Here is a 16,260-nt window from a genome sequence, read left to right on the forward strand (position 1 = left end):
GCGCCATGACCCACCCGACCGTGCCCGCGCGGGCCATGCCCGCTCCCGCTCCCGCTTCGGTCCCCAGCGTCGGTGTCGGTGCCGTCCGCGCGCCCGCCGCGGCGTCGGCCGTCGCGGGGCCGACTGTCGCGGAGCCGGCGGCCGCCGGATCGGCCGGTGAGATGACCCGCACCGGCCAGACCGCCGTCGACCAGCCGGTCGCCGATGGCAAGGGCGTCACGGCCGAGGGCCGGGTCGCCGCGTCGGTAGACGACGGCGCCGCTGACTCGGCCGTCCGCCCGACGGCCACCGACGACACCGCGGCCGGGATCCTGTTCGACGGCGTCGCCAAGAGCTACGGCGGCCGGCTGGCGTTCGACGTGGGGCGCCTCGAGCTGCCGCCGCGGAGCTTCACGGTGCTCGTCGGGCCGTCCGGGTGCGGCAAGTCGACCGGGCTGCGCCTGGTCGCGGGGCTGGAGACACCCGAGGCGGGCCGCATCCTCCTCGGCGGCCTCGACGTCACCCACCTGCCGCCGGGCGAGCGCGGCGTGTCGATGGTGTTCCAGGACTTCGCGCTGTACCCGCACCTGTCCGTCGAGCGCAACATCGGCTTCGGCCTGACGCTTGAGGCCCGGCGCCGGCACTGGACAGGGCGCCGCCATCACCCCGGACCAGGGCGGACGGAGATCGCCCAGCGAGTCACCGAGGCCGTCGACCTGCTCCGCCTCGGCGAGCTGCGCCGCCGCCGGCCCGGGCAGCTGTCCGGCGGTGAGCGCCAGCGGGTCGGGCTCGCCAGGGCGATCGTGCGCCGCCCCGCCGTGCTGCTGCTCGACGAGCCGCTGTCCGCGCTCGACGCCCAGCTGCGCCAGCACGCCAGGGCCGAACTGGTACGGCTGCACCGAGAGCTCGCGAACACGGTCGTGCTGGTCACCCACGACCAGCTGGAGGCGCTGTCGATGGGCACCTACCTGGTGGTCATGAACGCCGGCCGGGTGGCGCAGGCCGGCCCGCCCGCGCTGGTCTACCACCAGCCGGCGGACACGTTCGTGGCGACGTTCCTCGGCAGCCCGCCGATGAACCTGCACCCGGTCGACGCCGAGGCGCGGGCCGGCGGGGCGACGGTGCTGGCCGCGCCTGGCCTGCGCGCCGGGCTGCCGTGGCGGGTCGGCGGTGGCGAGGCCGCGGCGACGCCGCGGGTCCTGCTGGGCTGGCGCCCGGGCGACGGCGTCGCCGAGACGGTGCCGTCCGGCGACGATCTCCCCGAATCCGATCTCACCGAATTCGGTCTTGCCGACCACCACCTCACCCGGCACGACCCCGCCGGCCTGAGCGCCGGTGGGGGAGCGGACGTTGGGGAGGGAGCGGGAGCTCACGACGGAGCGGATGGCGACGGCGACGGCGACGGCCTGACCGTGCTAGGCCGGGTCGATATCGTCGAGTTCACAGGCGACGCCGCCGTGGCGCACTGCGTCTCGCTCGCCGGCGACTGGACGGTGACCGTGCCGTCCCGGTCGGCCCCGCCGGTGGTCGGCACGTGGCTGCGGGTCCGAGTTCCGGTCCGGCGCCTACATCTGTTCGACGCCGACAGCGGCCGGCGTCTGCCGGCCCCCACGGAGGCCGCCACCCAGGCGCCGGCCGGCACGGCGGGTGGCCCCGGCAGAGAGGTCGACAATGACTGAGACCCGATCGCAGGTCGAGAACGGCGTGGCCGAGGCGGGCGGCGTGGCGGTTGGTGGGCCGGTTGGCGAGCCGGCGGTGTGGTGCGACTTCGGCGGGGTGCTCACCTCGCCGGTCGCCAACGCGTTGGGGCGGGTGGTCGCCGCCGCGGGTGTCCCAGCCGCCGTACTGCTCGCGGCGATGGAGGATGTCGCCGCGGCCCACGGCCTGACCGGGCTCGGCCCGCTGGAGCTCGGCCTGGTCAGCGAACGCGACTGGGGAGACCAGATGGCGGCGGCGCTGGCTCCGGCGTGGACGCCCGCGGTCGACCTGGGCAGGATGGGCGAGCACTGGTACGCGGCCCACCGCGCCGAGCACGCGCTGCTCGCCCGGCTCGTCGAGCTGTCGGAGCGCGGGGTGCGGCTCGGGTTGTTGACCAACAGCATCCGCGAATGGGAGCCGCACCGGGAGGCGCTGCTGCCCGGGGTGTTCCACGTGTTCGAGAGCAGGATCAACTCGTTCGAGGCCGGCGTCCGCAAGCCCGACGCGGCGATCTACGAGCTGGCGGAGCGGGCACTTGGGCGGGCCGGCGCCGACTGCCTGCTGATCGACGACACGGAGGAGAACTGCGCCGTTGCCGTCGGGCGCGGCTGGTCGGCGATCCACCACGTGTCCGCCGACGCCACCATCGCCCAGCTCGACGTCTGGCTCACCGGCCGGCTCGACCGACCCTGAGCGCCTCGGTCCCCGCCACCGCGTGTCGAGGCAGGTGAAGACTGGGGTTCGGGCGGCGCTCCCGACTCCAGTTTTGACTGCCTCGAACGCGGTGTCGTTCGCCGGTGGCGGGCCGTGCTACTCGGGCTTGGCCGCCTGGTCCTGGACCCAGGAGGCGACGTGGTCCGCCACCACCGCGGGCTCGCGGGCCCACGCGAAGTGGCCGACGCGGCCGAGGCCGTCCGCCCTGGTCAGGTGCGCCTTGGTCACGGTGGTCCCGGTGAGGCGGTCGATCAGCGCGTCGACGGCGCGGCGGGGCGCGAGGGGGTCGGCCTCGAGGGACAGCGCGAGCACTGGCAGGGAGACGTCGGCGAGCAGCTCGGCCAGGTCCCGGTCGTAGCCGGTGGGCTGGTAGCGGCCCGTCCTGGAGTGGCGGCTCCAGTCCAGCATGAGCGCCGCGGGCTGGCGGCCGCCGAAACCGAACCAGTGGCCCGGCCAGCGCCCGAGCGTCCGGGTCACCGCGGGGATGATCCAGGAGCCGACGAGCACATAGGCGGTGCGGCGGCCGAAGGCCCGCCAGTAGGCGGTGCCCGTGGCGATGACGGCGATGCCGGCGAGGCCGTCCTCGTCGCCGTGGCAGGCGGCCCGAAGGAGGGACAGCTGCCCGCCGAGGCTGTGCCCGACGACGAAGACCGGTGCCTTCGGGAACCGGTCGCGGGCCACGGCCGTGACGGCGGGGAGGTCCAGCTCGATGCGGTCGTGGTAGCCGCCGCCGCGGCGGCCATGCGGCGCCGTGCTGTCGCCCTGGCCACGCAGGTCGGTGACCACCACCGAGTAGCCCGCCTCGTACAGCGCGTCGACGAACCTGTCGTAGTAGCCGGCGCGAACACCCATGGCCGGAAGAAAGACAAGCGCCGGCGCGGATTCGTCCGGCCGCGGCCGGACGCTCACCCCCAAACGGGTGTGGGGGGTGGGGGGGCCCCCCAACACCCCCACCTCGACAGCGGACACCGCGGGGGCCTGGCCGTCGTCGGCGGCCACTCGCGTGGGGGCGGAGGCGACGCTGGTCGCGCCCGCTCCGGCGGTGTCGGCTGCCGTGGCCGTGACGCCTGTGGCGCCCGTGACGGCCTCGGCGGCCTCGGCGGCGCTCGCGGGGTGCGTGGTCACCGTCGGCTCCTTCCGTGAAATCCAGCCGGTGTGCCGCGCCCGAAGGTCTATTGGCACACACAATCGGCCGGTCTGGAAATGCGAATCGTTGGCGGCCCCGCGAGTGTGCCCGGGGCCTTCGCCGCGGCGCCTCCGGCGGTTAGCATAGTTCCGGAAGGCCGGACTATCCAGGTTCGGTGAACCTTTCGTCAGGCATCTGAAGAAAATCATCGATAAACAACCCGCGTGACGGCGGGTGTCATCTGGCGCGCCTCGTCGGTCATACCGACGATATTTGTTCGCGAAGCCGTGCGGAAAAGGTCGCCGGGTGTTTCCGCGTGCCCGTGCCGACGGCGCGGGCCAGACCGCCGCCGCTGTGAGCCGCGCTCGGCGGGACGGACCCGTCGCCGGCGCTCGCCGGCAGGTCCACCGACGGCTCCGAGATCCGCTCCAGGCCACCGTCTCCGCCCGCCGTCGCCGTCGTTGTCGCCGCGAGGAGAACCCGTGCAGCACCTCCAGCCCGCCCCGAATCTCGGACACCACCTCAACGGACACCATGCGGGCGAGCCGCTCGCCGAGCGGCACCCGCCAGCCGGCGACCGAGGTGACGCACCCGGGACGCGGCTACCCGAAGAGCGCGGCCTGGCCGGCGCGGTCCTCGATCTGGTCGAGGCGGCCGGCGGCCGGCCCGTGCTGGCGAGCCCCCAGGGCGACGGCTGGCGCGACGTCACCGGCGCCGAGTTGTGCGCCGACGTCCGCGCCGTCGCGCGCGGGCTGGTCGCCGTCGGGATAGGCCAGGGCGACCGCGTCGCCATCATGGGCGCGACCGGCTACGGGTGGGTGGTCGTCGACTTCGCGCTGTGGTCCGTCGGGGCGGTGACCGTCCCCGTCTACCCGACGTCGTCCGCCCACCAGACCGCGCACATCATGCGCGACAGCGGCGCCGTCGCCGCGTTCGCGCAGACCCCGGAACACGCCGGGCTGCTGCGTGCCGCGGGCGTTCCCGACGACCGTCTGTGGACGCTCGACGACGCGGTCGATGAACTCGCCGCGGTCGGCGGTGACGTCGACCAATCGCGGTTCGCGGCGTGCCTGGACGCGGTCCAGGCGGCGGACCTGGCCACCATCGTCTATACCAGCGGAACCACCGGTGAACCGAAAGGCTGCATGCTGACGCATGCCAACGTCTTTTATGCGGCGGTGAACGTCGTCGACATGCTCGACCCGGTCGTCCGGGCCGCCGGCGGCGCGCCGTCCACCGCGCTTTTCCTGCCGCTTTCTCATGTGTTCGGTCGGGTGACACTGGTGGGCTGCCTGTGGTCGGGGGTGCACACCGCGCTGGTGGCGAGCCCGGGAGACCTGCCAGCGGCTTTGGCCTCGTTCCGGCCGACCTTCCTCGTCGCCGTGCCCGCGGCGCTGGAGAAGCTGCGCAAGGGCGCGCGGGCGCGGGCCGGCGGCGGGCTGTCCGGGCGGCTGTTCGCCGCCGCCGAGCGGCACGCCGTCGAGCGTGGCCGGGCGGCCCGCGGCCGGCTCGAGCCGGCCGCGGCTGTGGAAGGCACGGGAGCCGCGCGCGGCGTGCGAGATGCCCAGGCGGACACCCGCGCCGGCGGGGCGGTCGACACGGGTGGGGCGCCCGGCCCCGCCGGCCCGGCCGGCCGGGGACTGCGCGGAGCGGTGTTCGAGCGGCTGGTGTACCGGCGGCTGCGGGTTGCGCTCGGCGGGCGGCTCGGGCACGTCGTCTGCGGGGGAGCCACCCTCGACCCGTCGACCGCCGAGTTCCTCACCGGTGCCGGCGTGCGGATCCTCGGGGCGTACGGGCTCACGGAGTCCGCGACGGCGGTGAGCATCAACGCGCCCGGCGCCGACCGCCCCGGGAGCGCCGGACGGCCGCTGCCGGGCACGACCGTCGCGATCGGCGACGGCGAGACCGGAGCCGTCGGCGAGATCCTCGTCGCCGGACCGCAGGTGTCCCCGGGCTACTGGCCGGGCGAGGGGCCTGCGCCGCACGAGCCCTGGCTGCGCACCGGTGACCTGGGCCGCCTCGACGAGGACGGCTACCTCTACATCACCGGCCGGGCGAAGGAGCTCATCATCACCTCCGGCGGCAAGAACGTCGCGCCGGCGCCGCTGGAGGACCGGATCCGACTGCATCCGTTGGTCAGCCACGCGATCGTGCTCGGCGAGGGCCGGTCGTTCGTGACGGCGCTGGTCACGCTCGACCGGGCGGCGCTGCGCGCCTGGGCGGCCCGCACCGGCGGCCCGGACGACCCGGCGGCCGCCCGCACCGACCCGGCCGTGCTGGCCGAGGTCCGCGCCGCGGTGGACGCGGCGAACGCGCTCGTGTCCCGGGCCGAGTCGATCCGCGAGTTCCGCGTGCTGCCGACGGACCTGACGGTCGAGGGCGGCCAGATCACCCCGTCCCTGAAGATCCGCCGGGCCGTGGTGGCCGAGGAGAATGCCGCGCTGATCGAGGAGATGTACGCCCCGCGCCCGCGCTGAGCCGTGCCTGCCTCATGACCGGCAGCGGATGGTGTCGAACCTGACAGCGACGGCGCGTCCGGAGGGGACGACCCTCACGGACGCGCCGGCGTCGCGGGTGGCGGACAGCAGGTAACGGGTAGCGGTTGCGGTGTCAGGCGACGGTGGCGACGTAGTCGAAGTCGACCTTGGCCACCAGCACGCCGGCGTCGTCGTAGACCAGCGAGCGGCCGGTCAGGTCGAACCGCTCGGTGCCGGTGCGGGTGAGCACGTCGCGCGTGACGGTGGTGTCGATCGCACCGTGCGCCCGCAGCCGGCCCCGCGCGGGCTTCAGGTAGGACACCCGGCAGTCGCGCAGCACGAAGGCCTGGACGCCGAGGATCCGGGGCGCCATCGCCCCGGAGAAGGCCGCGGCGCCGGACACCTCGGCCACGAGGAAGATCGCGCCGGCGTGCACGGTGCCCATGTGGTTGCGCAGATCCGGCCGGTCGGGCAGCTCGGCGACGCCCGCATCGGGGCGCAGCTCGATGACACGCACCCCGACGAGGTCGCAGAAGGGCACCATCGCGTCGATGACCTGGCGCAGCTGTTCGAGGTCGGGCGCCGTGTCCCCGTGGGAACGTAGGTGCGACGCGCGGGCCTCCGCCAGGGCGGAAGGAATGTCAGACTGTGCGGACATACCCTCCAGCCTCACCCGCGAAGATTTACCGCCGGTGAATAGCCAGCAAACGCAGGCGGGCATCGTGAGTATTCGACGTGTCTTTGATTGCCCCTGTCAATTGCCCGATCGGAACGCGTCAGAGCGTCCGCCCGGAAACCGTCGGACGCGGTAGGAAAATATGCGACGCCCCCGACTGGGCGGGCGCTCCGGCGCGCCGGACGACGTTTTTCGGCGCTGAGCCGCACAACGCCGGGCGAGATCGCGCCGGCCGACACCGCGCCGGGCGGACTGGCATCGGACGACGTGAACGGACGACCGATAGGGGACTGACCGATGTACGACGTGGCTGTCGTCGGCGCGCGCTGCGCCGGCTCGCCGGTGGCGATGCTGCTCGCGCGCCGTGGCTACCGGGTCCTGCTGGTCGACCGGGGCAGCTTCCCGAGCGACACGCTGTCCACGCACTACCTGCAGCAGGCCGGCCTGCTGCGGCTGCGCGACTGGGGCCTGCTCGACCGGCTGATGGCCACCGGGCCCACCCCGATCCGGCACATGACGATGTCCTACCGGGACCTGATGATCAGCGGATTCGCCGACCCGATCGACGGCCTCGACTTCTCGCTCGCACCGCGGCGCACCGTGCTCGACAAGATCCTCCTCGACGGCGCCGCCGAGGCGGGGGTCGAGGTGCGCGAGAACTTCTCCGTCCGCGAGCTGGTGTTCGACGACGACGGCCGGGCGGCGGGCATCCGCGGCCGCGACGCGGGCGGCGCCGAGGTGACCGAGCGTGCGCGGGTGGTCATCGGGGCCGACGGGCGCAACTCCGTCGTCGCGGGGCTTGTCGGCGCCGAGTTCTACAAGGTCGTGCCGGCCGCCTGCTTCATCTACTACTCGTACTTCAGCGGTCTCGACTGGCAGTTCCACAGCCGTTTCGGCGTGCGGGAGCAGTGCGCCGGCTGGCCCACGCACGACGGGTTGACGCTCGTCACCGCGATGCGTCGCCTGGACGCCTTCGAGCCGTTCCGCGCCGACATCGACGGCAGCATCCGCGAGGTCTTCCGCAACATCGACCCCCAGCTCGCCGCCGACCTCGAGGGAGCCGAGCAGGCCGACCGCTACTACGGCATCCGCTACCCCGACAACTACTACCGGACGTCGCATGGCCCCGGCTGGGCGCTGATCGGGGACGCCGGGTACCACAAGGACCCGGTCACCGGGCAGGGGATCGCCGACGCGTTCCACGCCGCCGAGCTGCTCGCCGAGGCGGTCGACGAGGGCCTGGGCGGCGCGCGCCCGCTGGACGAGACGCTGGCCGACTACCAGCGCCTGCGCGACGAGGAGTCGTCGACCGTGTTCGACCTGACCACCACGGTCGCGGAGCTCGACTTCCCGCCGGAGCTGGTCGCCGTCCTGACGGGCGTGGCCGCCAATGACAACGCGCGGAAGCTGTTCTTCGGGCTGCTCGCCGGCGTCGTCCCCGCGTCGGTGTTCTTCGCCCCGGAGAACATCGAGGCCATGCTCTCGGCGGCCTGACCTGCCGAACGCGGCCGGCGCCCGTCTGCCGGTGCCGGCCGCCGCCGCCCGCCGCCATCCACCACCGCCGTCATCCGGCCGCCCACCGGCCCGCATGAGGAGGAGCGACGACCATGCCCGCGCCGATGTTCACGGTGCTCGGCGACAGCTTCGCGCAGGGCCGCGGGGACCCGGCGCCGGGCGGTGGCTACCTCGGCTGGGTGCCGCGGGTCGCCGCGGCGCTGGGGATCCCGCCGAGCCGGGTGCGCAACCTCGGCGAGCACGGCGCCACCACGCAGACCGTCGTCGACCGCCAGCTCGCGCTCGCCACCGCCGCCCACTCGCGGCTCGTCGGCATCACCGTCGGCGGCAACGACCTGGTCAGCGACTACTCCCGGTCCCGGTTCGAGGACAACCTCGCAGCGATCTTCGACGCGCTGACGGTGCCCGGCACCGTCGCGTTCACGATCACCTTCCCCGACATCCCCGGCCGGCTGCCCATCCCGCCCGGCCTGCGCGACCTGCTGCGCGAGCGGTTCGACGCCGCCAACGCCTACATCCGCCCGCTCGCGGCCCGGCTCGGTATGCCGTGCTTCGACCTGGCGCACGCGCCCGGCACCGACGACCCGTCGCTGTGGAACCCCGACGGCATCCACCCGAGCCCCCGCGGCTACGCGGCCGTGGCCGAGGGCTTCGTCACCCTCCTGCGCGCCGGTGACGCCGAGGGTGCGCCGGCCCGGGGAAATAGCGAAGCCATGGTGTTCGGCCCATGATGTGGCCCGAATTACAGGAAGCCACGAGCGGGCCTTTTGGGGACGTTCAGCACGCGCGATAGGCAGCCCCGATCGAGTGTTCGGGCCACCGATATTGATAGCCGCCTTGTCTGACCCTAAGACTCTGCCTGGAATCCCGGCGCGATGAGCGCGTCGACGCCCGCCGCTAGCCACGAAAACCTCTATCAGACCGAGTTGGACCGTCAGCCGCCGCTCGCGGCAACCGAAAGAGGGAAGCTCGTGCACGAGGCCGACCGACCCGAGGACCGACGGCTCGCGAACAATCCGATCGCCATCGTCGGGCTTGCCGGGCTGTTTCCCCTGGCGCGCGACGTCCGGGAGTTCTGGAGCAACGTCGTCGACGCCGTCGACTGCGTGACCGAGGTGCCGGCGACCCACTGGCGGCCGGACGACTACTACGCGCCGGACCCCAAGGTGCCGGACCACACCTACGCTCTGCGCGGAGGCTTCCTGCCGCCGACGCCGTTCTCCCCGATGGAGTTCGGCGTCCCACCGAACCAGCTCGACGTGACCGGCGTCGTCCAGCTGCTGAGCCTGCTCGTCGCCCGCGACGCGCTCGCCGACGCCGGGGCGCCCGGCTCGGGCTGGTACGACTCCGAGCGCACCGGCGTCGTCCTCGGGGTGACCGGGCCGACGTCGCTCGCCCACCCGCTCGCCGCCCGCCTGGAGAGCCCGGTCGTGCGCGAGGTCGCCCGGGCCGCCGGACTGAACAACGACGAGGCCGCCTCCGTCGCCACCGCGTTCGCCGAGGCGTTCCCGCCGTGGGAGGAGAACACCTTCCCGGGCCTGCTCGGCAACGTCATCGCCGGCCGGATCGCCAACCGCCTCGACCTCGGCGGCACGAACTACACCGTCGACTCGGCCTGCGCGAGCGCGCTGACCGCCGTGCGCGCCGCGATCGGTGAGCTGCTCGACCACCGCGCCGACCTCATGCTCACCGGCGGCTGCGACACCGAGAACACGATCTTCAGTTACATGTGCTTCAGCAAGACCCAGGCGTTGTCCCGGACCGACAAGATCAGCCCGTTCGACGCCGAGGCCGATGGCACCCTTGTCGGCGAGGGCATCGGGATCCTCGCGCTCAAGCGGCTGGCCGACGCCGAGCGCGACGGCGACCGCGTCTACGCGGTGATCCGCGGCCTCGGGTCGTCCAGCGACGGCCGGTTCACCAGCATCTACGCGCCGCGCGCCGAGGGCCAACTGCGGGCGCTGCGCCGCGCCTACGCGGACGCCGGGGTCAGCCCCGCCACGGTCGAGCTGTTCGAGGCCCACGCGACCGGCACCGCCGTCGGCGACCAGACCGAGCTGACCGCGCTCTCGACCGTGCTCACCGAGGCGGGCGCGCGGCCCCGATCGGCGGCGGTCGGCAGCGTGAAGTCGCAGATCGGGCACACGAAGGGGGCGGCGGGCGCCGCGAGCCTGATCAAGCTGTCGCTCGCGCTGCGCCACCGGCTGCTACCGCCGACGATCAACGTGTCGGCGCCGAACAAGGTGCTCGCCGCCGCGGACTCGCCGCTGTACGCGAACACCAGCACGCGGCCCTGGGTGCTCGACCCGGTGCTCGGCCGCCGCCGCGCCGCCGCCTCCGCGATGGGCTTCGGCGGGACCAACTTCCACGTCGTCCTCGAGGAGTACGCCGCCACGGCTGGCGCCGGCGACGCGACGGCCGCGACGCCGGTCGCGCCCGCCCTGCACGGTGCCGCCCGCGCCTACCTGTGGCACGCGCCGACGCCCGCCGCGCTCGGCGAGCTGCTCCGGTCCGGGGGCGAGCCGAACGGTGACGACACCGTCCCGGCGTCCGCCGCCCGCGTCGGCTTCGTCGCCCGCACCCTCGAGGACGCCGACGCGCTGCGGGCGCTCGCCGTCGAGCAGTTGGCCAGCCGGCCGGACGCCGACGCCTGGTCGCACCCGCGCGGCGTCCACTACCGCCGGGCGGCGCTCGCGAACCCCACAGTCGGCGTGCTGTTCGCCGGTCAGGGCAGCCAGTACGTCGGGATGGGCGGCGCGGCGGCCATCGATGTTCCGCCGGTGCTGGCCGCGTTCGACGCTGCGAACGCCCACTTCGCCGGCGCGGAGCCGACACTGGCCCGCGCCGTGTTCCCCGCGCCGACCTTCGACGAGGCCGAGGCGCGTGCCGCCGAGGCCACGCTGACCAGGACCGAGTACGCCCAGCCGGCGATCGGAGCCCTGTCCGCCGGACACTTCCAGTTCCTGCGCGAGCTCGGCCTGCGTCCGTCGGGGCTGCTCGGGCACAGCTTCGGCGAGCTGACCGCCCTGTGGGCGGCCGACGCGATCGGCGCCGACGACTTCTTCCGGCTGGCGCGGGCCCGCGGCCAGGCGATGGCGCCGCCCGCCGCCGACGGCGGCACGGGCACGGGCGCCGTCAGCGACACCGGGTTCGACCCGGGCACGATGGCCGCCGTCCGGGCCTCCCGTGACGAGGTCGTCGCCGCGCTCGCCGAGCACCCGGACGTGGTCGTCTGCAACCACAACGCCCCGGACCAGGTGGTCGTCGGCGGCCCGACCGCCGCCATCGAGGCATTTGTCGCCGCCACCGGCACGCACGGGCTGGACGTCCGCCGGCTGCCGGTCGCCGCCGCCTTCCACACCCGCCTCGTCGAGCACGCCGTCGACCGGTTCGCCGCCGACCTCGCCGAGGTCACCATCGCGCGGCCGGCCACCCCGGTGTACGCCAACACGGCCGGCGCGGATTACGGCCCCGACCCCGTGGCCAACCGCCAGGTGCTCGCGGAGCAGCTACGCAACCCGGTGGAGTTCGCCGCCGGCCTCACCGCGCTGCGCGCGGCCGGCGTCGACGTGTTCGTCGAGGTCGGCCCCGGCCAGGTACTGACCGGCCTGGTCCGCCGTACCCTCGGCGACGACGTCGTCGCGGTCGCGGTCGACGCCGGACGCGGTGGCGACGGCGCGGCGAGCCTGCTGGCCGCCGCCGTCCGCCTGGCCGTGCTCGGGGTCGAGCTGACCGGCCTGAACCGGTACGCGGCCCCGCTCGCCGCGCGGCCGGAGCCGACCGGCCTGACGGTCACCCTGACCGGCGCCAACCACGTCTCCGAGTCGCGCCGCCAGGCCTACCGCGATGCCGTGACCGCGCTCGCGCCGATCGCGGCCAGCCGCCAGCTCGCCGCGATCCCGGCGCCGGCGCCGCCCGCCGTGGAGATGCCGGCCGCCGCGGCTTCGGCCGTGGCGACTTTGGTGGACGCGACGCCGGTGGCGACGCCGCCTGTGCGGCCGGAGCCGGCGCTCGTGCCCGAGTGGACATCCGCGCCGGGAGCGATGGTGCCCGCGGCCACCGCGGCCACGCCTGAGCCGGGCCCCGTCGCCGCGTTCGCCGCCGGCGCCGCGGGGCCGGCGGGTTCCGCCGCCGCGGCGGCGGAACTGAGCACGCTCGCGCGGGACCACCTCGCGCTGCACGGCCAGTTCATCGAGGGCCAGCTGCGGGTCGCCGAAGGGCTCGTCGACCTGCTGCGCCAGGCCCCTGGCGACGGCGTGGCCGGTCAGGAGATCGGGCTCGCCGCGCAGGCCGTGGCTCACCAGAGCCTTGCCACCGGCGACGCGCATGTGCGCGTCAACGAGATCCTCGCGTCGCTCGCCACCCTCGCGCCCAGCGGAGCGGTCGCGACCGGCCTGTCCGCCGGCGGGTCGGCGGCGGGTGGCCTGTCCGCCGGCCGATCCGGAAACGGGCTGGTCGGCGACGGCGGCCCACACGGCGACCAGCCCAGTGGCATCGGCCAGCCACCGGTGGCGGCCAGTCTCACCCATGCGATCCCTGCCCAGGCCGGACCGTCGGCCGGCGGCTACCTGAACGGCTCGTCCAACGGGCACGCGCCGAGCACGCACCCCGCCGCCGGTCCGGACCCTGACGTGGCGGCACCCACGGCCTCGGCCTTGGAGAGCTGGCTGCCGGCGGGAGCGACCGACCTGCTCGACCGCCCCGCGCCGGCGAGCTTGCCGACTGCCGCCGCCGCGGCTCCGGCTGTGGATTCGGCGACGGTGTCCGCGGCGGTTGCTGAGGTGGTGGCGGGGAAGACGGGCTATCCGGTGGATGTGCTGGATCCGTCGATGGCGTTGGAGTCGGATCTGGGTGTCGACTCGATCAAGCGGGTGCAGATTCTGGGTGCGCTTCAGGACCGGTTCCCGGGTGTGCCGGCGGTGGGTCCGGAGCGGCTCGCCGAGCTGCGCACGCTCGCCGATGTGGCCAGCTTCCTGACCGACGGGCTGGCATCGGTGGGCGGGCCCGCCGCGCCGGCGAGCTTGCCGACTGCCGCGGCTCCGGCTGTGGATTCGGCGACGGTGTCCGCGGCGGTTGCTGAGGTGGTGGCGGGGAAGACGGGCTATCCGGTGGATGTGCTGGATCCGTCGATGGCGTTGGAGTCGGATCTGGGTGTCGACTCGATCAAGCGGGTGCAGATTCTGGGTGCGCTTCAGGACCGGTTCCCGGGTGTGCCGGCGGTGGGTCCGGAGCGGCTCGCCGAGCTGCGCACGCTCGCCGACGTGGCCAGCTTCCTGACCGACGGCCTCGGGCTCACAGCCGGGACGCCGGCGGCGGTGCCCGCCGCCGTGCCGCCCGCCGTCGCGCCCTCCTCGCGGCCAGTCCCGGCCTCGCCGGCAGCCGGCGGCGCCGGCCAGCCTCGCGACGCCGCCGACGAAAGCGCCGCCGCGGCGGCGGCCGTGGTCGAACGGATGCCGTTGGCGCTGCGGCGTATACCCGCCGCCGACCCACTCGACATTCCGTTCGGCACCGGAGCACGCGCGCTCATCATCAACCTCGGCGGCAGGGCCGCCGCCGCGTCCGAGGCGGACGACACCGGTGACAGCCCCGCCTCCAGGCTCGCCCGTCGCCTGGAGGCCGAAGGGCTGCGCGTCGACGTCGTCACCGTCGGCGCGACCAACCTGCCGCTGGACGCGGACCCCGGTCATACCAGCACCGGGCTCGCCGGCTGGGACGGCGGTGACGCGGAGGCCGCCCTCGCCGCCGTCGAGGACTTCACGCGCCTCGACCTCTGCCTGCTCCTCGTCGAGCCGACCGGCCTCGACAGCCGCGCCGAGGGCGCTCTCGTCGACCAGCCGGGCGCGGTGAGCGCCACCCGGAGGCTCGCCGACGCCGTGCTCATCGCCGGCCGGCTGGTCGACGCGCTGCGCACGACCGCGGCGGCTGGCCGGCGCGCGGCGTTCGTGGCCGTGACCCGGCTCGACGGCGCGCTCGGCCACCGGGGTGACGCCCCGGCGGCGGCCGCCATGACGGGCGGCGTCGCGGGCCTGGTGAAGACCCTGGTCCAGGAGGCGCCCGAGATCTTCTGCCGGGCGGTCGACGTCCATCCCGCTCTCGACGCGGCGGCGTTCACCGGCGCGGTCCTGCGGGAGGTCACCGACGTCGCCAGGGATGTCGTCGAGGTCGGAGTCGGCGAGGACGGTCTGCGCTGGGCTCCCAGTTATCTGTCCGCGGGTGACGGCTCGCGGGGCCAGACGCGGCCGGATGTCGTCGTCGACGGCGACGACCGGCCGCCGGTCGACGGGTCCGACGTGCTCGTCGTCACCGGCGGGGCGCGCGGCATCACCGCCCGCTGCGTCGAGGCGCTGGCCGTGGCCTGCCCGGCCGAGCTGGTCCTGCTCGGCCGGACGGAACAGGAGGACGACCCGGACTGGGCCCAGGGCGTGTCCGACGACCGGCTCAAGGCGGCACTCGTCGCCGCGACCCGCGCCGCCGGCGGCGCGCTCGACCTGCCGGCGGTGGACGCGGCCGCCCGGCGGGTCACCGCGTCCCGCGAGGTGCGCGCCACACTGGCGGCCCTGGCCTCGGCCGGCGCGAGCGCCCACTACCTGGCCGTGGACATCGCCGACCCGGCCGCCACCGCCCAGGCGCTGGCGCCGTGGCGCGAGCGGGCGACCGGCGTCGTCCATGGCGCGGGGGCGCTCGCCGACGCGCTGCTGGCCGACAAGTCGCCCGCGGCGGTCCGCGCCGTGCTCACCCCGAAGCTCGCCGGGCTGTCGTCGGTGCTCACCGCGCTGCGCGACGCCCCGCTGCGCCACCTGGTGCTGTTCGGCTCGGTGGCGGGCGCGTTCGGCAACCCGGGCCAGGCCGACTACGCGGCGGCGAACGAGGCCCTCACCCGCCTCGCCGCCACCGCCCGCCGCCGGCTGGACGGCCGGGTGGTCGCCGTGAACTGGGGCGCGTGGGACGCAGGCATGGTCGGCGCCGACCTTCGGGAGCTTTTCCTTGCCAGGGGCGTCACGCTGCTCGAACCGGCCGACGCGGCCGCGCGCTTCGTCGCGGAGCTCCTCGACGGCACCGGCCGGCAGGCCGCCGTGGTGGTCGGCGCCGCCTCGCCGCTGACCGGGCCGGCTGACACCCCCATGGGCCCGGCCGTCGCGACCGCCTGGGAACGCCGGCTCGCCGCTTCGGTGCCGTTCATCGCCCACAGATCGCTGGCCGGGCTGGAGACGGACCCGGTGATCGACGACCACCAGATCGGCCCGTCACCGGTTCTGCCGGCGACCGCCGGCCTCGGCTGGTTGATCAACGGTGTCGAGCGGGCGGTGCCGGGCCTGCGGGTGGTCGGCGCGGAGGACTACGAGGTGCACAAGGGCGTCGTGTTCGACGGCTCGCACCGGCGCGACTACTGGCTGGACGTCCAGCCAGGCCGGCCCGCCGCCGCCGACGCACACCCCGGCTCGCCCGCGCGGGTGCGCGCGGTGGTCCGTGGTGATGGCGGCACGGCGCTGCCCCCCTCGCACTACGCCGCGACGCTGCTCCTCGCTCCCGCGCCGCTGCCTGCGCCGGCACCCACCGCCGGCGCCTGGCCGCCGGTCATGCCGTGGCCGCCCGCTGACGCGACCGACGCGTCCTGGGTCTACGCCGAGGGCGTCCTCTCGCACGGTCCGCGGCTCGCCGGCATCCGTCGGATCCTCGTCCGCGAGCGGACCCGGCTCGTCGTCGAGTGCCAGCTCGCCGAGACGCCGCTCGCGGCCGGCGCGTTCGCCGGCGCGCTGCACAGCCCCGGCCTCGCCGACGTCCTGGTGGCCGCCGCGTCGCTGCTCGGCCGCTGGTACCTCGGCGACATGGGCTGCCTGCCCCTGGGCATCGGCCGGGCCGAGCTGTTCGCGCCGCTGCCCGACGATGATCCGTTCGTCACCGTCGTCGACGACCTGCGGCCCCGCTCGTCGGGCGTGACGGTGACGGTGACGGCATACCGCCCGGATGGGCTTGTGCTGCAGCGGCTCTCGGAGGTCTCGCTCGTGCCTACGCCCGACATGGCCGAGCACATCCGCGCGGCGGCTCGCCGACGCGACGCCCGGACGGAGGCCTGA

At 74.9% G+C, this 16,260-nt stretch carries 8 protein-coding genes; 6 read left to right on the forward strand and 2 right to left on the reverse strand.

Translation table 11 applies throughout. The features are described 5' to 3' along the window. The first annotated feature begins 5 nt into the window (after positions 1–5). Complete coding sequence (locus QOZ89_RS05480; RefSeq protein ID WP_312623155.1) at positions 6–1,658, forward strand: ABC transporter ATP-binding protein; 1,653 nt, start codon at positions 6–8, stop codon at positions 1,656–1,658. Beyond that, positions 1,651–2,370, forward strand: a complete 720-nt coding sequence (locus tag QOZ89_RS05485) for an HAD-IA family hydrolase (RefSeq protein WP_083419601.1) — start codon at positions 1,651–1,653, stop codon at positions 2,368–2,370. The genes QOZ89_RS05480 and QOZ89_RS05485 overlap by 8 nt, the downstream gene beginning before the upstream one ends. A gap of 117 nt (positions 2,371–2,487) precedes the next feature. Here the strand turns inward: QOZ89_RS05485 and QOZ89_RS05490 are convergent, their stop codons facing one another. Then, a complete protein-coding gene (locus QOZ89_RS05490; protein WP_312623156.1) occupies positions 2,488–3,516 on the reverse strand; it encodes an alpha/beta hydrolase family protein in 1,029 nt (342 codons plus the stop codon). 483 nt (positions 3,517–3,999) lie between these two features. Between QOZ89_RS05490 and QOZ89_RS05495 the strand changes: the two genes are divergently transcribed. After that, the gene (locus QOZ89_RS05495; protein WP_312623157.1) at positions 4,000–5,994 is read left to right on the forward strand and encodes an AMP-dependent synthetase/ligase; all 1,995 of its coding nucleotides are present in this window, start codon (positions 4,000–4,002) and stop codon (positions 5,992–5,994) included. Between the two features lie 133 nt (positions 5,995–6,127). Here the strand turns inward: QOZ89_RS05495 and QOZ89_RS05500 are convergent, their stop codons facing one another. Beyond that, complete coding sequence (locus QOZ89_RS05500) at positions 6,128–6,652, reverse strand: DUF4442 domain-containing protein (protein WP_071052449.1); 525 nt, start codon at positions 6,650–6,652, stop codon at positions 6,128–6,130. Positions 6,653–6,967: 315 nt separating this feature from the next. Here QOZ89_RS05500 and QOZ89_RS05505 point away from each other — a divergent pair, with 315 nt between their 5' ends. The 3 genes from QOZ89_RS05505 (at position 6,968) to QOZ89_RS05515 (ending at position 16,260) form a co-directional block, all read left to right on the forward strand. Further along, the gene (locus tag QOZ89_RS05505; RefSeq protein WP_312623158.1) at positions 6,968–8,164 is read left to right on the forward strand and encodes an NAD(P)/FAD-dependent oxidoreductase; all 1,197 of its coding nucleotides are present in this window, start codon (positions 6,968–6,970) and stop codon (positions 8,162–8,164) included. A 113-nt stretch (positions 8,165–8,277) separates the two neighbouring features. Beyond that, positions 8,278–8,916, forward strand: coding sequence for an SGNH/GDSL hydrolase family protein (locus tag QOZ89_RS05510; RefSeq protein WP_071052447.1), 639 nt, complete (start codon positions 8,278–8,280; stop codon positions 8,914–8,916). Positions 8,917–9,156: 240 nt separating this feature from the next. After that, entirely contained in the window at positions 9,157–16,260 is a 7,104-nt protein-coding gene (locus QOZ89_RS05515; protein WP_312623159.1) for an SDR family NAD(P)-dependent oxidoreductase, read from the forward strand.

The organism is Pseudofrankia coriaricola (assembly GCF_032027725.1).
In the GTDB taxonomy this organism is placed as follows: Bacteria; Actinomycetota; Actinomycetes; order Frankiales; family Frankiaceae; genus Pseudofrankia.

Excerpts from the sequence above, each read along its gene's own strand:
- QOZ89_RS05480 (WP_312623155.1), top strand. The coding sequence starts at position 6 with ATGACCCACCCGACCGTGCCCGCGCGGGCCATGCCCGCTCCCGCTCCC.
- QOZ89_RS05485 (WP_083419601.1), top strand. The coding sequence starts at position 1,651 with ATGACTGAGACCCGATCGCAGGTCGAGAACGGCGTGGCCGAGGCGGGC.
- QOZ89_RS05500 (WP_071052449.1), bottom strand. The coding sequence starts at position 6,652 with ATGTCCGCACAGTCTGACATTCCTTCCGCCCTGGCGGAGGCCCGCGCG.
- QOZ89_RS05505 (WP_312623158.1), top strand. The coding sequence starts at position 6,968 with ATGTACGACGTGGCTGTCGTCGGCGCGCGCTGCGCCGGCTCGCCGGTG.
- QOZ89_RS05510 (WP_071052447.1), top strand. The coding sequence starts at position 8,278 with ATGCCCGCGCCGATGTTCACGGTGCTCGGCGACAGCTTCGCGCAGGGC.